The organism is Corynebacterium sp. p3-SID1056, from assembly GCF_025152525.1.
In the GTDB taxonomy this organism is placed as follows: Bacteria; Actinomycetota; Actinomycetes; order Mycobacteriales; family Mycobacteriaceae; genus Corynebacterium.
Map to the genome: position 1 here is coordinate 1 of NZ_JALXXL010000003.1, position 20,323 is coordinate 20,323.

General features: G+C 62.5%; 18 protein-coding genes and 1 other RNA gene. 2 read left to right on the forward strand and 17 right to left on the reverse strand.

Translation table 11 applies throughout. The features are described from left to right. Positions 1-94: 94 nt before the first annotated feature. The 12 genes from M3G14_RS03470 to M3G14_RS03525 form a co-directional block, all read right to left on the reverse strand. Positions 95-850 (reverse strand): ABC transporter ATP-binding protein, encoded by a 756-nt coding sequence (locus M3G14_RS03470; protein ID WP_259924687.1) that lies wholly within the window; start codon positions 848-850, stop codon positions 95-97. Continuing rightward, positions 847-1,878, reverse strand: a complete 1,032-nt coding sequence (locus tag M3G14_RS03475) for an iron chelate uptake ABC transporter family permease subunit (RefSeq protein ID WP_259924688.1) — start codon at positions 1,876-1,878, stop codon at positions 847-849. The genes M3G14_RS03470 and M3G14_RS03475 overlap by 4 nt, the downstream gene beginning before the upstream one ends. Beyond that, positions 1,871-2,854 carry an ABC transporter permease gene (locus M3G14_RS03480; protein ID WP_259924689.1) on the reverse strand — a complete coding sequence of 328 codons (984 nt, stop codon included), beginning with the start codon at positions 2,852-2,854 and terminating at the stop codon, positions 1,871-1,873. The genes M3G14_RS03475 and M3G14_RS03480 overlap by 8 nt, the downstream gene beginning before the upstream one ends. A 3-nt stretch (positions 2,855-2,857) precedes the next feature. Continuing rightward, complete coding sequence (locus tag M3G14_RS03485; protein WP_259924691.1) at positions 2,858-3,871, reverse strand: siderophore ABC transporter substrate-binding protein; 1,014 nt, start codon at positions 3,869-3,871, stop codon at positions 2,858-2,860. A 184-nt stretch (positions 3,872-4,055) separates the two neighbouring features. Then, positions 4,056-4,439: a transfer-messenger RNA gene (gene ssrA / locus M3G14_RS03490) on the reverse strand. Positions 4,440-4,508: 69 nt separating this feature from the next. Continuing rightward, entirely contained in the window at positions 4,509-5,165 is a 657-nt protein-coding gene (locus M3G14_RS03495) for an SDR family oxidoreductase (protein WP_259924692.1), read from the reverse strand. 25 nt (positions 5,166-5,190) lie between these two features. Continuing rightward, on the reverse strand, positions 5,191-5,688 hold the full coding sequence (smpB, locus tag M3G14_RS03500) for an SsrA-binding protein SmpB (protein WP_038589000.1): 498 nt from the start codon (positions 5,686-5,688) through the stop codon (positions 5,191-5,193). Between the two features lie 15 nt (positions 5,689-5,703). After that, positions 5,704-6,606 carry a permease-like cell division protein FtsX gene (gene ftsX / locus M3G14_RS03505; RefSeq protein ID WP_259924695.1) on the reverse strand — a complete coding sequence of 301 codons (903 nt, stop codon included), beginning with the start codon at positions 6,604-6,606 and terminating at the stop codon, positions 5,704-5,706. Between the two features lie 2 nt (positions 6,607-6,608). Beyond that, positions 6,609-7,301: a cell division ATP-binding protein FtsE gene (gene ftsE / locus M3G14_RS03510; protein ID WP_259924697.1), complete on the reverse strand. Its 693-nt coding sequence runs from the start codon at positions 7,299-7,301 to the stop codon at positions 6,609-6,611. A gap of 139 nt (positions 7,302-7,440) precedes the next feature. Then, positions 7,441-8,814, reverse strand: a complete 1,374-nt coding sequence (locus tag M3G14_RS03515) for an NAD-dependent succinate-semialdehyde dehydrogenase (protein ID WP_259924698.1) — start codon at positions 8,812-8,814, stop codon at positions 7,441-7,443. A gap of 50 nt (positions 8,815-8,864) precedes the next feature. Then, entirely contained in the window at positions 8,865-10,091 is a 1,227-nt protein-coding gene (locus M3G14_RS03520; RefSeq protein ID WP_259924699.1) for an oxygenase MpaB family protein, read from the reverse strand. Positions 10,092-10,146: 55 nt separating this feature from the next. Further along, on the reverse strand, positions 10,147-11,526 hold the full coding sequence (locus M3G14_RS03525; RefSeq protein ID WP_259924701.1) for an oxygenase MpaB family protein: 1,380 nt from the start codon (positions 11,524-11,526) through the stop codon (positions 10,147-10,149). A gap of 231 nt (positions 11,527-11,757) precedes the next feature. On the opposite strand from M3G14_RS03525, the gene M3G14_RS03530 reads away from it, so the two are divergent. Further along, the gene (locus tag M3G14_RS03530; RefSeq protein ID WP_259924702.1) at positions 11,758-12,918 is read left to right on the forward strand and encodes a PDR/VanB family oxidoreductase; all 1,161 of its coding nucleotides are present in this window, start codon (positions 11,758-11,760) and stop codon (positions 12,916-12,918) included. Between the two features lie 21 nt (positions 12,919-12,939). On the opposite strand, the gene M3G14_RS03535 is transcribed toward M3G14_RS03530, so the two are convergent. Genes M3G14_RS03535 through M3G14_RS03550 form a run of 4 tightly spaced genes read right to left on the reverse strand, consistent with a single transcriptional unit; the run spans position 12,940 to position 17,414 of the window. Next, entirely contained in the window at positions 12,940-13,860 is a 921-nt protein-coding gene (locus tag M3G14_RS03535) for a DMT family transporter (protein WP_259924703.1), read from the reverse strand. Between the two features lie 30 nt (positions 13,861-13,890). Continuing rightward, positions 13,891-15,267 carry an acetyl-CoA carboxylase biotin carboxylase subunit gene (gene accC / locus M3G14_RS03540; protein WP_259924704.1) on the reverse strand — a complete coding sequence of 459 codons (1,377 nt, stop codon included), beginning with the start codon at positions 15,265-15,267 and terminating at the stop codon, positions 13,891-13,893. 39 nt (positions 15,268-15,306) lie between these two features. Beyond that, a complete protein-coding gene (accB, locus tag M3G14_RS03545; RefSeq protein ID WP_259924705.1) occupies positions 15,307-15,849 on the reverse strand; it encodes an acetyl-CoA carboxylase biotin carboxyl carrier protein in 543 nt (180 codons plus the stop codon). Between the two features lie 2 nt (positions 15,850-15,851). Next, positions 15,852-17,414, reverse strand: coding sequence for a pyruvate carboxylase (locus tag M3G14_RS03550; protein ID WP_259924706.1), 1,563 nt, complete (start codon positions 17,412-17,414; stop codon positions 15,852-15,854). Positions 17,415-17,801: 387 nt separating this feature from the next. Here M3G14_RS03550 and M3G14_RS03555 point away from each other — a divergent pair, with 387 nt between their 5' ends. Further along, a complete protein-coding gene (locus M3G14_RS03555; protein ID WP_259924707.1) occupies positions 17,802-19,136 on the forward strand; it encodes an MFS transporter in 1,335 nt (444 codons plus the stop codon). Between the two features lie 34 nt (positions 19,137-19,170). Here M3G14_RS03555 and prfB read toward each other — a convergent pair whose 3' ends face one another. Continuing rightward, the gene (gene prfB, locus M3G14_RS03560; protein WP_259924708.1) at positions 19,171-20,274 is read right to left on the reverse strand and encodes a peptide chain release factor 2; all 1,104 of its coding nucleotides are present in this window, start codon (positions 20,272-20,274) and stop codon (positions 19,171-19,173) included. Positions 20,275-20,323 lie beyond the last annotated feature (49 nt).

Below are 20,323 nucleotides of genomic sequence, written 5' to 3' on the forward strand. Positions count from 1 at the left end.
CAATCGCTCGCGGCAACGAGAAAATACTTAACCACCTCCACAACAAACACGCAAACCAGCAGCACAACCCAGGTTTTCGTGGCACATAAACCGGTTAGTGGTACGTGGCTAGGGGCCCGTGTGGTCCCTCGATGACTTTGACCGGCGTATTGAAAATCTGGGTTAACAACTCGTCGCGCATGATCTCGTCAGGGGTGCCGAAAGCCGCAATCTGGCCGTCCTTCGCCGCACAGATGTAGTCCGCGTAGCGGGCAGCGAAGTTGATGTCGTGCAGCACGATGATGATCGTGCGCCCGAATTCCTTGGCGGCTGAGTACAGGTGCTTCATCATCTCCACGGAGTGGGCGATGTCGAGGTTGTTCAGGGGCTCGTCGAGAAGCACATAGTCCGTTTCTTGGCACAGCACCATCGCTACATACGCGCGCTGGCGCTGGCCGCCCGAGAGTTGATCGAGGTAGCGGCCTTCCAGCTCGCGAAGTCCAAGAAAGTCGATGTATTTGGAGATGATCTCCTCGTCCTCCGCGTTGAGCCTCCCCTGTGTATATGGGAAGCGGCCGAACCCAACGAGCTGGCGCACGGTGAGGCGGGTGACGAAGTGGTTTTCTTGGCGCAGGATGGAGATGATCTTGGCCAAGTCTTTGGACTTCGCGCTGGTGACGTCCATGCTGCCGATTTCGACGGTGCCGGAGTCGATGGACAGCAGGCGACCGATCATTGTGAGCAGCGTAGATTTGCCAGCGCCATTGGGCCCCACCAGCGCGGTGATGCCACCGGCTGGGATCTGCATGTTGACCGGTCCGATGGCGACGTCCTCGGTGTATGACTTGCTGACGTTGCTGAGCGTGATCACAGTCGTCCCTTCTTCAGGATGACCACCAGGAAGGTGATCCCTCCTACCAGTTCGATAATGATGGACACTACGCCCTGCGCGTAGAAGACGTGGTTCATGACAAAGTACGCGCCGGCCAAAATGCAATACCCCAGAAGCATCGCCATGGGGAAGATGAAGCGGTGGTCGTAGGTGTCGGTGAATTGGTACGCCAGAGTGGCAACCAAGAAGCCCAAAAACGTCATCGGGCCGACCAACGCGGTGGACACCGCCATGAGCACTGAGACCAGCACGAGCGTAAATACCGCGTGTTTTTTGTGCTGCACACCGAGGTTGATGGACACGTCGCGGCCCAGCGCCAGCACGTTGAGGCGCTGCGCGTTCCATGCCAAAAGCGCCACGGCTACCACGACGAGCGGCACCGCCAACGGGTAATAGGCGGGGTCGGCGTTATTGACCGAACCGAACAGGCGCGCGGTGAGCACGTCAAACTCGCTCGGGGTGAGCATGCGTTGCATGAACGTGGAGACACTCCCCAGTCCCCCGCCAATGACAATGCCAACGAGCAGCATGGCGTGCATGTTGTTGCCCTCTCCCGTCAATAACCAGGAGTAGAGCACCAAACTCAAGCCCACCATGAGCACAAGTTGGACCACGAACATCTGCGTGGTGTGCGCCTGGGCAAGGCCCGCAGCGCCCAAGAAGTACACCGTCGCCGTATGTATCGCAACGTAGAGGGACTCGAACCCCATGATCGAGGGCGTAAGAATGCGGTTATTGGTCACCGTTTGGAAGGCCACCGTCGCGGCAGCCTGGCAGACAGCCACGATGAGCATCGCCACCACGGCGGTGGAACGGCGCTCAGCGATCAGCCAGTAACCACGGGTGCCGAACTCCATCGGGTTTTCGTAGCCGATCAACCCGAAGGTAAACAGTGCCGCCGCGAGCACCAGCGCGGACAGCACCGCCCAGTAACGCTTCTTGCTCTTGGAGCTCTGGAAAGCACCGACGTGCCGGTCCGCCGCTGCGTTCTTCGTTGCATTAGCCACGCCGCGTTTGCCTCACAATCAGGGCGACAAAGACGACGGCGCCCACTACGCCCAAGATCACAGACACCGGCATTTCAAAAGGAGCGATGATGGTGCGCCCCAGCAGGTCGCACACCGTGACGATGCCGACGCCGAGCAGGCAGACCCATGGCAGGTTGGAGCGCAGGTCATCGCCGCGCACCATGCTCACGATGTTCGGCACGATCAGGCCCAAAAACGGCAGGTTGCCCACGACCACGGTCACCACACCGGCAGCGATGGCCACAAGCCCCGTGCCGACGAAGACGATGCGGTGATAATTCAGCCCGATGTTCGTGGCGATATCCTCGCCAAGCCCGGCTGCGGTGAGCCGGTCGGCGTAGAAAAACACCGCAATTACGACGAGGAGCACGACCCACAGCACCTCGTATTGCCCAGAAATCACGCTGGTAAACGAGCCGGCGAACCACACGCCGAGCGATTGCAGCAGGTCAGTTTGCAGCGCCCAAAAGGTCGAAATCGAGCTGACGACGGCACCGAGCATGATGCCCACGATCGGCACGATCAGGCTCGACCGCAGCGTCACCTTGCGTAGAAAGGCGAAAAACACCATCGTGCCGACGAAGGCGAACACCACAGAGAGCAGCATTCGGGCGATTATCGACGCCTCCGGCATAAACACGTACGACGCCAACAGCCCCAGGCCTGCCCACTCTGTCGTACCGGTCGTCGTTGGTTCGACGAAGCGGTTCTGGGTGAGCATCTGCATGATCAGCCCGCTCATCGCCATGGCTGCACCGGCAAGCACGAGCGCAATCGTGCGAGGCACGCGCGTGGTGTTGAACATCGCCCAACCGTCCTCGGAACCGAGGATGTCGTACTGGCCGACGGCCAGCGACGCAAGGAGCAGGCATACCACGACACCCACACCCACCCCGAGCTTCCAATTCAGAAGCGCGGGGCGGGTGGGGGTGTCGGTCTGGTGCGGTGCTGTCATTAACTACGCGGCTTCAAACTTCTCGGCGAGCTCGTTCAGGATCTCGGTGTACGTGATGATCGACTCATTAGTGTACGTGTCGTTCGGCGCGACATATACATGGTCCTCCTGAATGGCCTTCACGTTCTGCAGCGCTGCGGAATCGGCAAGCACGCTGAGTGCGGCCGGCGAGTCTTCCGTCTTGATCGCGGCGTCGCGGTCGAGTGCGAGGATCCAGTCCGGGTTGGCGCTCGCGATAGCCTCGACTGAGATGTCATCACCCTGGTGGTCGTCCGATGCGTTGTCCACCTCGAGCGCTGGGGTCATGCCAAGCAGGTCAAACAGCGGCCCCCACACTCGCCCAAGGCTTGGCGCGACGTAACCAATCTCGCCTCCGGAGACGTTGACGGCCATGACCTTCTGCTCCGGGTCGTAGGCCTTCTTCGCGCGCTCGAGCGCGTCCTTGAAGTCCTGGATGGTCTGCTCTGCTTCAGCTTCCTTGCCGAAGATGGTGCCCAGCGCCTCGGTCTGACGAATCAGCTCTGCGTCCAGGCTCTCACCCTCGCGCGGTTCGAAGTCCACGAGCACGGCGTCGGGGGCAAGCTTTTCAATGTCCTGGTCGTACTTCTCGAACCGCTGGCCGGAGACAATGACGTCCGGCTCGGCTGCCACGATCGCCTCCAGTTTGGGCTCGCGGTGGTTGCCGATGTCAACGATGTCCTCATCATCAGCAATACCCGGGATCGTCACCGGCACGAGCGCACGCGCCGCCGCCACCGGTTTGACACCCCACTCGTCCAGCAGCTCGAAGGAGCGGTTATCCAGCGCAACGACACGCTTCGGCGGGCTCGGCACTTCCTTGGAGCCGTAGTTGTCCTCGACGGTCACGGCATTTTCCGCCTGGGCAGTATCGCTTGCCGACGCCGCGTTATCCTCCCCGCCCGTCGATTCTTCAGCTCCAGAGCAGCCCGTAATCGTCAGGGCTGCGGCGGTAACGACCGCAGCGAAGGCGGTGCGTGAGTGTCGGCGCATGGACATGTACTCCTTGTATCTATTAAGTAAGGATAGGGTTACCTGATAAAAACTAGAGCAGCATCCAAGGTTAGGCAACCCTCACCCCCGTGGCATCTCATAATTACACTACACACATGTTTCCAAATTCCCCGCCGGGGGTAAAAAGAAAAATCCCGACGAGTAAAACTACTCGCCGGGATTTCGCACTCGGTGGAGCCGCCGGGAATTGAACCCGGGTCCTTCATCACCGCGCCAGGGCTTCTCCGTGCGCAGTCCGCACGCTACCTCTGCTCGGCCCTCCGGATCAGGCGGACATGTCCGGATGATCAGCCCAGTGAGTGAAAAGGAGTCCCTCCCGAGGCCCACTCACAGGCCCGGAAGGCAAGTCCCCTAAGTCGATGCCAGGTACCGGGTCGGGGACGGCCCCGGCCTGACAGACTCGCGGTCGCTAGCTCTTAGGCAGCGAGGGCGAAGTCACGCTGAGAGTTCTTCTCTGCGTTTATTAGTTGCTGCGACGCTTACGGTGGTCTCCAGCCTGCACCGGCACGCTTCCCCTGGCTTAGTCGATGAAGTCGAAACCTGAATCGACCCCATTTCAACTACGGGAACCGTAGGAGAAGTAACCTTACCTCTCCCCTACACCAACCGCAAGGACCAAAGTTTATTCCATCCCGGTCGGCGTGATGCGCAAGAAGTCCACTACGGCGTCCGGGCCTGCGTCGACGGCCAAGCGGGCCGCCTTGGCTACCGACGTCGCGTCCATCTTCGGCGCGTCACCGTGGGCCGGGGCGGCGATCATGTCTGTGTTCGTGCGGCCCGGGTGCAGTGAGGTCACGCGGATGTGACCTGCTTCTTCGAGGCGCAGGGCATCGGTGAAGCCGCGCAGCGCGAACTTGGAGGCGCAGTAGGCGGAGTTTTCGGGGACGCCGAAGAAGCCGGCGCCGGAGTTGATGGTGAGGAGGAGGCCACGTGAACGTCGTAAAGCGGGCAAGAGCTCGCGGGTCAGGGTGATCGGTGCGTGGACATTGACCTCCATCGTCTCGCGCCACTGGGCCTCGGTGAGCTGGTCAAAGGGCGCCTTGTGCAGCACGCCTGCGGCGTGGACGAGCACGTCGACCTGCTCGATGCGGGCGGCGGCGCGGCAAAGCGCCTCGGTATCGGTGAGATCCACCTCGAATGGCTCGGCGCTGGGCAGTTGGGCGACGATCTCTGCGGCATTGTTCGACGCCCCGGCGATGACGTGGTGGTCTTTGCCCAGCTCTTCGGCGATAGCGCGACCAATGCCACGCGACGCGCCGGTAATCAATGCAGTCTTCATGCGCCCCACCGTAGCGGGAAAGCGTTTAAGCCTTGATCCCCTTGAACTTGCGTCCCATGTCGCGGGCAATTTCGCGGTCTTCGGTGCGGCGCTTGATCGCGCGGCGCTTGTCGTAATCCTGCTTGCCTTGGCCCAGGCCGAGTTCGAGCTTCGCGCGGCCGTCCTTGAGGTAGAGCGACAGCGGGATGAGCGTCTTGTTGCCGTCGCGAAGCTTGCCGGCCAAAGAATCGATCTCGCGGCGGTGCAGCAAGAGTTTGCGGGTGCGGCGCGGCGGGTGGTTGGTCCAGTGGCCGCGCGAGTACTCGGGGATGTGCATGTTGCGCAGCCATACTTCGCCGTTGTCGATGGTGGCGAAGGCCTCGACAAGCGAGACCTTGCCCTCGCGCAGGGCCTTGATTTCCGTGCCCTGCAGCACGATGCCGGCTTCCCAGGTGTCCAAGATGGTGTAGTCATGCCGCGCTTTCCGGTTGGTCGCCAAAACCCCGGTGTTGCTCAGCTTCTTCTTTTTACTCTTCTTGGCCATAAGGGAATCAGTCTACTACTTGCGCACGTAGGAGCGAAGCGCCACCTGCGCGGCGATCGCGCCGACGACCATCGCGCCCAGCCCCACGAGCGGCATGACGGTCCACACCGCGGAATCCGGTACGCGCGCGATCAGCGCGGACGCGTAGAGGTCACCCAGCATCGGGTCCACGATCGAGCGCTTGCCCACCCACGTCAAGACCGTGGCCAGCACCGCGCCGATAAACACGGAGATCAGCGCCTCGAGCACGAACGGCGCTTGCGTAAACCAGCGGGAGGCGCCGACCATGCGCATGATGCTGATCTGGTCGCGGCGGTTGAACGCGGCCAGCTGCACCATGTTCACGATGAGAAAGATCGCCGCAAGCGCCTGCGCCGCCGCCACCGTGAACGTGACGTTGCGGAAGGTATCCATTGTCCCAGCGGCCTCGCGCACGGTGTCCGCCTGGTCGGTGACCACGGTGACCTGGGGCATTTCCGCCACCTTCTCAATCGGGGTGGTTTCCGCTGGGTCCGTGAGGCGCACGTGCAGCGCGGCCGGCAGCGCATCCGCCGTCGTCTCGCGCACCAGCTCGGGCTCCGACTCCTCGAACAGTTCCTTGAAGCGCTCGAAGGACTGCTCGCGGGAGCGGAAGGTCACCTGCTCTACCCCGCTGTCGGCCTGCAAGGTGTCGCGCACCTCTTTGCACGCCTCCGAGGAGCAATCCTGGTCGTTGGCCGAGATCTCCTCGTCGAGCTCAATCATCACCTCGACGCGATCCAGGTACAGATCTTTCGTGTCCGAGGTGGCCTGCGAGATCAGGATGCCGGCACCGACGAGCACGAGCGACAGCGCGGTGGTGATCACCAGCGCAATCGTCATCGTGATGTTACGGCCCAGGCCGCGGAACCCCTCGCGGAAGATAAAGTTCCAGTTCATTGCTATCCCCTCACGTTTCCGTAGACGCCGTGCTCGTCGTCGCGTACGAGCCTGCCCAGATCAAGTTCCATCACGCGCTTGCGCATGTCGTTGACCGCGCGGGCGTTGTGGGTGGACATCACCACGGTGGTACCCATCCGGTTAATGCGCCCAAGCAGCGCGAGGATCTCGTCGGCGGTGGCGGGGTCGAGGTTGCCCGTCGGCTCGTCGGCAAGCATGAGCGCAGGCTTATCGACGAAAGCCCGCGCGATCGCCACTCGCTGCTGCTCACCACCCGAGAGCTCGTTCGGCATGCGGTTCGCCTTGGCGTCGAGGCCGACGAGTTCGAGGGCTTCTGGCACGAGCTTTTGGATACGCGACTTCGACTTGCCGATGACCTCCAGCGCGAACGCGACGTTGTCGTAGACGTTGAGCTTCGGCAGCAGGCGGAAGTCCTGGAAGACATAGCCGATGGACTGGCGCAGCGTGTTTACGTCCTTGCCGCGCAGCGCGTTGACGTGAAAGTCGTTGAAGTGGATGTCGCCCGAGGTGACGTTTTCCTCGCGAATCATCAGCTGCAAAAACGTGGACTTGCCAGAGCCGGAAGGGCCGATGAGGAAGACGAAGTCCCCGTCATTGATGGTGAAGGACACGTTGTCCAGCGCGGGTCGGGTCGACGTGGGGTAAACCTTGGTGACGTTGGAGAATTTGATCACCAGTCACACCTTACCTGTTACTGGTGTGACAGGTGAAGCCCCGGATCATGCACCTTCGTAACATGACCCGGGGCTTTTCCGCAGCCTGTGGGCGCTGCGCGCCGCATTCACTCAGACTGGGCGAGCGCCTGTGAACTTCTTAGTCGTTCACGTAGAGGTACTGCTTGTTCACGAACTCGTCGAGCGCGAACACGGACAGCTCACGGCCGAAGCCGGAGCGCTTCACGCCACCGAAGGGCAGCACTGCGGAGAAGTACTGGCCGAGGTTGACGTGGATCATGCCGGTCTCGATCTGGTCCGCGACCTTGATTGCGCGATCGGTGTCCTCGGAGAAGACAGCGCCGCCCAGGCCCTGGTAGGAGTTGTTGGCCAGCTCGACTGCCTCTTCCTCGGAAGATACCTTGTAGATCTCCGCGACCGGGCCGAAGAACTCCTCGTAGTACTCGTCGGAGCCGACCGGCACATCGGTCAGCACCGCCGGGGAGTAGTACGCCGAGTTGTCGTCCAGCACACCGCCGGCGCGCAGCTTCGCGCCGTTTGCGACGGCGCGCTTGACCTGTTCGTCAATCAGCTCAGCCGCCTGACGGGAGGACATCGGGTAGTACTCGTTCTCGCCCGGGTTGGACGGGTCGCCCTTCTTGAAGGACTCAGCGATGGCAACCATCTCGTCGACGAACTCGTCGTAGATGTCGTCCATGACGATGATGCGCTTGTTGGAGGTGCAGACCTGGCCCGCGTTCTGCACGCGCTTGGCCCATGCTTCCTGCGCCGCAGCCTTGATGTCCGCGGAGTCCAGGATCACGTACGGGTCGGTGCCGCCGAGCTCGAGCACAACCTTCTTCAGGTTCTTGCCCGCGGTCTCCGCAATCTTCGCGCCCGCGCGCTCGGAACCGGTGAGCGACACACCCTGCACGCGCGGATCCGCGATGATGTCTGCCACCTGGTCGTGGGTGGCGTAGACGTTGATGAACACGCCGTCTGGCAGACCAGCTTCCTTGAGGATCGACTCGAAGGCCGCAGCGGACTTCGGCGTAATCTCGGCGTGCTTGAGGATGATGCAGTTACCGTTCATCAGGTTCGGGCCGGCAAAGCGCGCGACCTGGTAGATCGGGAAGTTCCACGGCATGATGCCAAGCAGCGTGCCCAGCGGCAGGCGGCGCACCACGGCCTTGCCGCCCGGAACATCGACCTTCTTGTCTGCGGAGTGCTCAGCTGCGTGGTCTGCGTAGAACTGCATGATGTCGCCGGAGAAGTCAGCCTCCCACGCGCCTTCCGGCACGGACTTGCCCATCTCCTGGGCCATGATCTTGCCCAGTTCCTCCGAACGCTCCTTGAGCAGCTGCGCTGCCTTACCGACGATCTCCGCGCGCTCCTCGTAGGAGGTGTGGCGCCAGGTCTTGAACGCTGCCTCGGAGCGGTCCAGGATGTCCTTGATCTCCTGGTCGGTGGCGTAGTCGAAGGTCTCCACAACCTCGTTGTTCACGGGGTTCTGGACGCGGTACTGAGTGGCCATTGCTTTCCTTTCTGGGGTGTATTTCAAAGTCTCGGGTGTGAACTATAGCACTATGCGCCGGGCCTGTAAGCTCCGTCGCTCATTTTGATGCCTTCATCCTGGCCCATGTAGGACGTTTCCTGCGTGAGCGCGTCGAGCAGCGTCTGGTGGTTCTGCTTCACCTCCTGCTCAAGCGCATCGGGGTTCGCGCGCAAAAGGTCGAAGCGCTGCTGGACGAGCGGAAGGTCAAGCTCGACGAACGGGCGTGACGCCGCGTGCGGCACGTCGAAGATGTCTGCCACTTCATCGCCGTGCATGATTCGGGTCGCCGCGTACATCCAGTCGTCGATGGACTCGTCCGGGAACGGCAGCAGCTGCTTGACGTTGGTGCGGAACCCGCTGAACAGCGCGTCCACGAGCGCGCGCGAGGCTTCGTTCGGCTCGCCGTCGATGAAGTGAATAGCGTCGATGCTCTCCTGGGACGCGTCGATGTCAGTCTCCGGCTCGAGGATGTCGCGCGGAATGCCGAGCATCACGCCGACGACTCGCCACAGGTAGAACAGGTCCTGCTCCTCCTCCAGCGTGAGCCTGTACCCCAGGTTGCGCAGGTAAGTAAAGGCGATGTAGGTGAAGTCGAACCAAGTGCGGAACATGTCGAACTCGCTGATCGGCGCGCCCCAGTCAGAGGTGTCCAGGCCCAGCTGAGTCTGCACGCGGCGCACGTGCGCGTGCATTGCGCGCACCATGCCGGTGTGGATGTAGCTGACGTTGCCCGGCTTGAGCCCGTCCTTGAGGTAGACCGAGTAGATCCAGTTCGTGGTGTAGGCCAGGCGGTGCACCGCACCCTCGGTCAGCTCGCCGGTGTTGACCAGGATGTTAGCGATCGACGGGGTGGCGTACGTGTGGATCAGTGCACCGGGGCCAAGCGAGAGGTTCTGCGCGAGCACGGGGATCGCCAGCGCAGCCTTCTGACCTCGCTCCAGGCGCTCCCAATCGACGCCTTCGAGCGCCGCGTTCATGTCGTCGATAAGCGCCTTGACCTCGGGCAAGGTGTTTTCGTCAGCCTCGCCGCGAGCGAGCGCCTCGCGTAGGTTCGGCATGATGTCCTTGGCTTTGTTGCCGCTGGTGTACAGCGCATCGGCGATGGGATCCATCGCCCACAGCGCCTGCTCGAAGCGCTTCGCGCGTGCTTCGCCGAACTTTGCGACGAACGCCGCCCGGTCGCCGCGAGCAGCCGGCCAGTCAGCGCGGTCGTAGTGATCGGCCGCAAGCGGGTTCTCAGTAAATGTCTGGGTCATGAGTGTGCTCCTTTTATATTCGGGTTGTTTTCGGGGTGAGACGGGTTCTGCGGGTTTAGCGCAGGCCTTCCTTGGACGTGTCGTGCAGCTTGTACTCGGCCTTGACGTGCGGGGCCTTTTCCGCGACGTAGTCCTCGATTTGCTTGAAGACGCCGGACCACGGCGGCTTGCCGTCCGCTGCCTTCTTTACCTTCCTTGCCTTCGCCCCGGGCACCTTGTCGAGCACGCGGTAGACCGCTGCCTCCGCTTTCGCCTTGAGCAGGAACGCAATCTTCCAGTGCAGGTAGCGCGTGCCCTCGAAGCGGGAGCCCTTCACCATGAACTGCGTTTCCTCGTCCCCGATGATCAGCGACAGGGCACCAAGCACCTGCGCAGGCATCTGCGGATCCAGGTCCTCGAGGATGCCCATCAGGGCGGTGGCGACGCGCACGTGGTAGGCGGAGGAGTACCCGCCGTTGGCGTAGATAAAGTCGGTCATCTTGCGCATCTCATCGCCGGTCTTCGGGATGAGCCGCTCCTCCGCGCCCATGAGGTAGAGCACCCACGCCCAGTACATTGCGACGTCGTCCCACTCCTCGCCGGTGTGAGGGCGGCCGAAGAACTCATCCACGCCGATCGGCATGAGTGCGAACCAGCCCTCGCCAGAGACCAGGAAGGAAGACCCGATCGGGCGGCCAAACTCGTTGTAGTGCTCCGGGCCCCACAGCTTTTCCAGGCCGCGGTTCGCCTGGGCGTGCAGCAGGCGGACGCGCACTGCGGCCTTCAAGCCGTCGCTATAGCGGTCAAACACGCCCTTCTTACCCAAGTCGACGAAGAACTTCACCGTCTCGATGATGCGGGTAAAGGACTCGATCTCGAACATGCCGGTCTCACCGGTCGCCGCCGAAGTGCGGTCCTCCATCGTGGTCGCCCAGTAGGCGAAGCCGATGGACAACAGCTCCGCAGACGGGGTGACGTTGTAGTAGGCGATACGCCCGCGTTCGGCCGCCTCGAGGTCGATCCACTCCGGCACGTTGTCCACCTCCGCGAAGAACTCGACGAGCTCCGGAGCCGGGTCGGTGACCGTATCAATACCCTCGTTCAGCGCCTTCTCGAAGTCGGCGCGGGACTTCTCCGCCCCGTCACGCTTGAAGGCCTCGGCCAGCTTCCAGCCCGTCTCGTCGGTCTGCCACATGTGGTCATCCAGCAGCTTGGTCTGGAAGCTGTCGTAGCCCTCCCATTCGTCGGCCACGGTGTGCCAGCGGTCAAAGAGGTTGTGGCGCAGCGTTGACCAGCCAGGACGGCTCGTCCGGCGTTTCGGGGCCGGGCGTAGCGGCATGCCGTCGCGGTAGAAATAGCGGAAATCCTCGTAAGGATTATCCGACATCGGCAGCACCTCCGGGCGCACCGGATTCTGGTAGCCCTGCTCCTCGCGGGCTTGTGTACTGGCAGTCATGTAGTTCCCTTTCCCTTTTGATAGGGGCCGCCATCGCGGCTGGTAATTATGGCTTGCAGCAAAATCAGTGAAGGCGATCAACAATGGCAACTACCTGTTAGATGCCTAATAATCACACGCGGGTGTATTGCTGATCACTTTTTGCATGGCTTTATACTATCCATTACACGGTTGCCCGGCAACTGTTTTGTACCGCGATTTTGGACACCGAGTTTCACAATGGAGGACGCAATGGGATACGGCATGGCCAAGGGTGGTTTTTCTGCACTCTTCGGAGGGAGAAAAACACAAAGCGACCTCAATGCCGCCGACCGAGAAGCCGCGTTCAACCGCCACAAGCCAGCATCCCCGGCCCCGAAAGCGGTGCCCGAAAAGCCCACCGAGGAACTCATCGAGTTGACCGCGACCGACGTCGAACGCGCACACGGCATCGCACTGATCACTTTCGAGACACACGACGGCGCGCCGCTGCCTGGCTACGAGCCTGGCTGCCACGCCGACTTTGTGCTCCGCACCCCCGAAGGCGAAGAACTGGTCCGTCAGTTTTCCCTCTACCCCACCCACTATTTGGGAAGGGAACCAGGAACCCAGCGCGCTACCTACGGCATCGAGGTCAAGCTGGAGGACAACTCGCGCGGCGGGTCGATCGCGGCGCACAGCATCGAGCCGGGCGACACCGTCCGCATCCGCCCGCCCCGCAATAACTTCGCCCTCGCAAAAACGGCACGACGCTCAATCCTCGTCGGCGCTGGCGTAGGCATCGCCCCGATCTTCTCGCTTGCCCGCGAGCTGCAAATCCAAGAAGCCGACTACACAGTGTTGTATTTCGCTTCCAGCGAGGAGCGCGCAATGATGCGGCACCTGATCGAGACCTATCTCCAGGGGCAAACAAAAAGCATCTTCGCCACCGGCGAGCGCGAGAAACAAGCCGGATATATCGAGGAAGCACTCGCAGAATCCGACGTGCCACCAGAAGACACCCATGTGTACGTGTGCGGGCCGCAGGGGTTTATGGACGGCGTGATCGACACGGCAAGCAAGGCCCTGCCCAAGGAAAACATCCACTTTGAGGCGTTTCGCGCCACGGAGGAGGCGCTCGCTGGCAACCACGACGCCGACGGGGCCTTCGATGTCATCTTCAACGGCGAGACGTATCACATCCCCGAAGGCGATTCCGTGCTCGACGTGTTCGAAGACGAGGATGTGCCGATCCTGTCTCAGTGCAGCGAAGGCACGTGCGGCACGTGCATCATGCGCGTGATCGACGGCACCCCCGACCACCGCGACAGCGTCTTCACCGAGGAGCGCCACGAAAACGGCGCCTTCGCTACCTGCGTCTCACGGGCGCTCTCCCCCACACTCACGCTCGAGCGCTGGCGCACCATGCGCTAAAAAATACGCGCGAATCGTGGCCTAAAGCAGGCGCACCATCGCCACGCCCACCAGCACGATCGCCAGGCCCGCGAGCCGAAAGGGCGTGGGGAGTCCTTTCGTGCCGCCGCCAATGCCAATCGATTCGAGTAACTGGCCGCAGATAATCATGCCGACGAGCGAGCCAATCACCGTCATGCCCGTACCCAGGATGGGCGAAAGGGTCGCTCCGCCGAAGACGAAGACGGCACCAAGCAACCCGCCCAGCCACATCCACCACGGGCCAGGCGCAACGCCGGAAGCCACCGCTGCTCGTGGCGCGGGAAGTACGAGGACCAAAATTAAGAGCACGACGAGGCCCACGGCGAGAGAGATCTGGCCGGCTTGGATCGGGCTATGCAGCACCTTGCCCAGGTAGCCGTTGACGGCAGTCTGCGTCGCAGACCCCATCCCCATCAACACGCCGAAAGCACGCAGCGCCCAGGCGCGCGGACCGCGGGCGGTGCCGTGCAGCGGGGCGCCGCGTCCGACTTCCAGCACCATCGCGATACCGATGAGCACGATGAGGGCGCCGAGTAGCCGGAGTGGCCCGACTGGGGTTTGGGGGTAGCGAAAGAGCCCGGTGGCGTCGACAAGCAATCCCATGATCACTTGCCCCAAGATGGGCAGAATTGTGGTCTGCACCGCCCCGAGCTCTGGGAAGAGCACGATGTTGCCGGCGATGAACATCACGCCCATAAAGCCGCCAAGCCACACCCACCAGGGTTCAGAGGCGACAAGCGTGAGGTCTGGAACCAGAGTGCGTGTGGCTATAGCGGCGATGATGCAGGATGCGGCCACCGCAAGGATGAAGGAGAGAAAGGTCGCGCCGATTGGCGAGCCCACGCTTTGCCGAAAACGGGTGTTAATCGCGGTCTGGACGGGAACGATCGCCCCGACCAGCATGGCCACGGCGACCAGCATTCCTTCACAACTCCTTACTGTGGCGTGCGGTTACTCCTCAGTCGGGATTTCGCCGGCCGACTCGAGCATCTTGGCGACGTAACCGGTGTTGATGTCACCGCTCCGGAACTTCTCGCTGTTGAGCAGGTAGGCCTGGAACGGGCCGGTGGTCACCACGCCATCGGTGGTCAGCTCGCTGAGCGCGCGCAGGGTGCGCTCGATCGCCGCATCGCGATCCTCCGCCCAGCAGATGAGCTTGCCCACCATCGAGTCGTAGAACGGCGGGATGGTGTAGCCAGACTCGATGTGCGTATCCATGCGGACACCGAAGCCGCCTGGCGCGCGGAAGTGCTCGATTTTGCCCGGGCGCGGCGCGAAGTTCTCGTTCGGATCCTCCGCGTTGATGCGGCACTCGATGGCGTGGCCACGAATCTCCACATCATCCTGGGTCAGGCGCAGCTTCTGCCCGGAGGCGATACGCAGCTGCTCCTGGATCAGGTCCACGCCGGTGATCATTTCGGTGACCGGGTGCTCCACCTGGATACGGGTGTTCATCTCGATGAAGTAGTACTTGCGCTCGATGTTGTCGAACACGAACTCCACCGTGCCGGCGTTTTTGTAGCCGACCTCCTTGCACAGGTTGATCGCCGCCTGCTGCAGGCCTTCGCGCAGCTCGTCATCGATCGCCGGGGACGGCGCCTCCTCGATGAGCTTCTGGTTGCGGCGCTGCGAGGTGCAGTCGCGCTCGCCCAGTGCGATGGCGTTCTCGCCGTCGGCAAGCACCTGGATCTCGATGTGGCGGATGTCGGTGAGGTAGCGCTCGATGTAGACCGAGGAGTCGTTGAACGCGGACTGCGCCTCGTTCATGATCTCGTTCAGATCCTTCTCTAGCGTCTCCTCGGACTCCACCACGCGCATTCCGCGGCCACCACCGCCGGCGGCGGCCTTGATCAGCAGCGGGAAGCCGGTTTCCTTGGCCACGTCGAGCGCCTCGTCGAACTCGGTGACCACGCCGTCAGAGCCGGGCACCGTGGGCACGCCAGCGCTTTGCGCGATGCGCTTTGCCTCGATCTTGTCGCCCATCCGGCGGATGTGCTCGGACGACGGGCCGACGAAGCCGATCCCCTCGTCCTCGACCATCTTGACAAAGTCGGCCTTCTCCGAGAGGAAGCCGTAGCCGGGGTGGATGGCATCTACCTTGTAGGCCATCGCCGCGGAGACGACCAGCTCGGGGCTGTTGTAGCTCTTGGCTGCGTTGGCCGGGCCGATGCAGACGGCCTTGTCTGCCTCCTTCACGGGCAGCGAATCACGGTCGCCCTCCGAGTAGGCCAACACGGACTTGATACCGAGCTCTTTGCAAGCACGGATGATGCGAAGTGCGATCTCACCGCGGTTGGCGATGAGCACGCTCCCCAACAAATCAGTCATTGCGGGTCTCCTCACCTTTCTAGGGTTTTTCGGGTGTGCCTACTTGGGCTCGATGATCATCAGCGGCTGACCGTGCTCGACAGCGTCCTCGTTGTCCACGAGGATCTGCTTGACGGTACCGGCAACCTTGGCCTCGATGTTGTTCATCAGCTTCATGACCTCGACGATGCAGAGCACCTGGCCCACCTCGACCTCGTCGCCGACCTTGACAAACGGGTCAGCGCCGGGCTTCGGCGCAGCGTAGAAGGTACCGACCATCGGAGCGGTCACCTCAACGCCATCAGCCGGGGCCTCGGCTGCGGGTGCCGGGGCAGCCTCCTGAGCCGGTGCGGCTTCCGGAGCCGGAGCGGCTTCCGGAGCAGCCGGTGCCGGCGCTGCCTCAGGTGCAGACGGAGCAGCCTGCGGTGCCGGAGCGGCCTGCGGAGCCGGAGCCGGTGCAGCCTTGAGGTGGCTCAGGCCACCCGGCGTCTTGGAGAGGGCGAGCTCGATGTCGCCGTACTTAATGCTCAGCTCTTCGATATCGCCGGACTGGTTGACCCACTCGAGGAGGGACTTCAGCTCGTTGAAATTGGTATCAGACATGGTTACTTGTCTCCTTTTTTGGTGAGGTTGATTTCGAGGTCGTCGGACTTGAGGTGGAACTCGCCCGTCGTGGTGGTTTCGTAGATCTTCTGGACCAGCTTGGTCAGCTCGCCGCCCGCGATACCTTCGCCCTGGCCGGCGCGGCCTTCGGCGACGAAGCGCTTCATCTCGTCGACATTGTTGCCCGGGATGTTCGCGCGCAACAGGATCGTGTCGATGTCGTCGTCCGGGTACTGCTCCTTCAGACCAGGCAGTGCGGGCTCGAGCGTGGGACGCCCCTCCTTGATCTCGGAGGAACCGTTCTTCTTGATCTTCTCCAGCGCATCCGGGTCAATCGGTGCCAGCGGCTCGCCGTAGTGGCCAAGCGCGTACTTCTTAATCTCGTTCGGCACAACCGAGTAGCGCTCGCCTGAGATCACGTTCATCACGGCCTGGGTGCCCACGAACTGGGCAAACGGGGTGATCATGATGGGGAATGCGAGCTCCTCGCGCACACGTGCGGTCTCGTAGAGCAGGTCCTCGAAACGGTCCGACAAGCCTGCGGTCTCGAGCTGCGACTCGAAGTTGGTGAGCATGCCGCCCGGCAGCTGGTGCATGTAGTGCACACCGTCGTAGGCGCGCGGCTTGCCGACGGGCTTGTCCTCGCGGTCGGCGATCTCCTGCAGCTTCTTGCTCACATTGTCCACGCGCTCGTCATCAATGTTGACCTGGTAGCCCAGTGCGCGCAGGTCGCGTGCGAGCGCCTGCGTTGCCGGCTGGCCCTGGCCGTTTGCGAGCGGGGCGATGGAGGTGTGGATGGAGTCCACGCCCAGCTCTGCGGCGTAGATGTAGGTCAGCGGGGAAAGACCGGTCAGGGAGTGCGTGTGCACCTCGAGCGGGCGGCTGTCGCCGATTGCGCTGCGGATCGCCGGAATCAGCGTCTTCATGCGGTCCGGCGTGAGCAGGCCACCCGCGTCCTTGAGCATGATGCGGTCGACGTCGGTACGCTCGACCAGCTCCTGCGCCTTTTCAATGTAGAGCTCGTCGGTGTGCACCGGGCTCAGGCAGTAAGACAGGCAGCCGTAGGTCTCGGCACCCAGCTCCTTGGCCAGGATCAGCGTGTCGGCGATGTTGTCGATGTCGTTCAGACCGTCGAAGGCACCGATGACGCGGAAACCGTTGGCGTAGAGGCGCTCGACCCATGCGTGAATAACGTCGTCCGGCAGGAAGTCGAAGGACGCGAGGTTGCGGGAACGCACCATCGCGCGGAACTTCGTGCCCGGCGCTGCATTCTCGTGCACCTTGCGAACACGCTCCCAGGGGTCCTCCCTGAGGTAACGCACCGGCACATCGAACTGAATCGGAGCGACGAGGTCGACGTGCTCGAAGCCGGCGTTGGTGACGTCGTCAAGCAGCTCCATCATGTGCTCGGTACGCATGCGTGTCGCCCAGATGGACTGGTGAGCATCGCGCAGCGTGGTGTCGATGATCTTAATTTCGCGCTCGCTGTTGGCCGGGCGTCCGCCCGCAGCGAGAATCTCGGCGAGACTTTCTGTGCTCAGTTCCTCCGGTTTGAGAGCAACCATATTTTCCTCCTTAAAAGCACCAGATTCGGGACAGCTGTTGAACTTTGACCCGCTCAAGTGCGCGTGTCTCCGATGCGGACATTGTAAGCACCCCTTCGTGTGACGTGCGACAAATTTTACGTCGCACCTTAAAAACGCCACTATTTCCCGTAGTCGACCCCTGAGTCACTTCCCCCAAAATGGGTACGCATTATGCACGCAAGTTCGCTATACGCACACATGCCATCACCACACCTTCGCATCACACACCCGCTGAGCTGGGAAAACCCCGTCCCTGTTATGCGCCGCACAAAACCGACATCGAGGATCCGCCAATCACATACCGAAAAACGTGATGCAGATTATAGTTTCGGTTCAACACATCCCAACTCATATAAGGAAGGCCCCGTGACTGCTACGACGACCAAACCCGCAACAGCGGAGCATCATCACGAGTACCCAGCGGACAGAAAGTCCCTCGGCGCCAGCCTCATCGGCCAGATCCTGGAATGGTTCGAGTGGAGCTCCTATGCCGTGTTCGCACCGTTCATCGCCGCCGCGATGTTCCACAAGGCAGATCAAACCTCTGCGCTGCTCGCCACCTTCGGCGTCTTCGCCGTCGGCTTCCTCGTCCGCCCGCTCGGCGGCATCATCTTCGGCCACATCGCCGACCGCAAGGGCCGCAAGTCGGTCCTGATGACCACCATCATCATGATGGCCGTCGCCTCCGTCGCGATCGGCTTGCTGCCCTCCTACGACACCGTGGGCATCTGGGCCTCCATCGGCCTGCTCATCATCCGCGTCGTGCAGGGCTTCGCCCACGGCGGCGAGTCCGCTGCAGCCAACAGCTACATCCCCGAGATTGCTCCGCCGTCCAAGCGCGGCAAGTGGGGGTCGCTGGTCTACGTCTCGATCTTCGGCGGCTCGGTCATCGCCTACGTCATCGGCGGGTGCATCTCGCTCGTGCTTTCCGACGACCAGATCGCCGCGTGGGGCTGGCGCATCCCCTTCTGGCTGAGCGCGCTCGCTGCCGTCTTCGCCCTGTACATGCGCCGCCACATGAAAGAGTCTGACCACTTCACCGAGCTGGATGAGGCAGTGGCGAACGAGGACGACGACCGTCGCGCCCACGAGGCCGTGGACCAAAGCGTGAACAAGCGCTCCGTGGTGGCCAACATCCTGCTGGTCATCGGCATGGTCTCCGGCGTGACCGCCTCCCACTACACCTGGACGTCCTACGTATCTACCTACGCGATCTCCCAGCAGGGCATGTCCACCCAGGGCGCCTACTGGGTCACCGTGGTCGCACAGATCATCGGCCTGATCGCCCTGCCGCTGTGGGGCAGCCTGTCCGACAAGATCGGCCGCAAGCCGGTGATGTACATCTTCGCGGTCCTGCTGGCGATCGTGCAGCTGCCGCTCATGGGCCTTATCGACGACCGCCCGTGGACCCTGTTGGTCGCCTCCACCCTGGCCATCATCGTTGTTGCCGCAGGCGGCGCGCTGCTCTCCCCGATCATGTCCGAGGTCTTCCCCACCGATCAGCGCACCCGCGCCATCGGCCTGGCGTACTCGATCTCGGTGGCGGTCTTCGGCGGTACCGCGCCCTACATCTTCCAGTGGTTCGTCGCCCACGACATGTCCTGGGCCTCCGGCACCTACGTTGTTGCGATGGCCATCCTGACCCTGATCAGCATGTACATCCTGCCGGAGACGAAGGGTATTGACTTGCGCCACGCATAAACTTGCAAGCGCCAGATAGCGCAGGGACGAGACGTTAGTTCTCGCCCTGCGCTTCTGCTTTGCGCCAGCGAATGCCGGCTTCGAGGAAGCCGTCGAGGTCGCCGTCGAGCACCTTCTGCGGGTCGCCGACCTCGTAGTTCGTGCGCAGGTCCTTCACCATCTGGTACGGGTGCAACACGTAGGAGCGCATCTGGTTACCCCAGGAGGCGTTGCCGCCCGCGCCGAGCGCATCGAGCTCGGCCTTTTCTTCCTGCCGCTTCTTTTCCAACAGTTTGGACTGCAGCACGTTGAGCGCCGAGGCCTTGTTCTGAATCTGCGACTTCTCGTTCTGGCAGGTCACCACGATGCCCGTGGGCACGTGGGTAATACGGACCGCCGAATCCGTGGTGTTCACGCTCTGCCCACCAGGTCCGGAGGAACGGTAGACGTCGACTCGGATGTCGGAGTCCGGGATGTCGATGTGGTCGGTGCGCTCGACAACCGGCAGCACTTCGACCTCCGCAAAGGAGGTCTGGCGGCGGCCCTGGTTATCAAAGGGACTGATGCGCACCAGCCGGTGCGCACCCTGCTCCACCGAAAGCTGGCCGTACATGTAGTCCCCGTGGACGACGAAGGTCGCGGACTTAATGCCGGCTTCTTCCGCGTAGGAGATGTCGTACACATCAACCTTGTGCCCATGCTTTTCCGCCCAGCGGGTGTACATGCGCATGAGCATCTCGGCCCAGTCCGCGGCGTCCACGCCGCCGGCGCCGGAGCGGATGTTCACCACGGCCTCGCGCGCGTCGTACTCGCCCGAGAGCATGGTCTGCACCTCGAGCGATTCGACCTTCGCCTCCACGTCCGCCAGCTCTTCGGCGGCCATGTCGGGCGCGCCCTCCTCTTCCGCAAGCTCGACCATCACCGGCAGGTCATCAATACGCTCCCGCAGGGAGGTCACCTTGCGCAGGCGCGCCTGCACGTTGGAAAGCTCCGAGGTGACGGTCTGGGCGTGCGCTGGGTCGTCCCACAGCGAGGGGGACGCGGCCTGCTGCTCGAGCTCCCGGATGCGCGCGGCCATCTCCTCGAGGTCCATCACCTTTTCAATGGTGGTGAGCTTCGAGTCGAGGTCCGTAATGCGCGTTTGAGTCTCCGGTTGCATACCAGCGAAGTCTAGTCCAGCAGGTTCTCGCGGTGCGAACGCGTGCAGA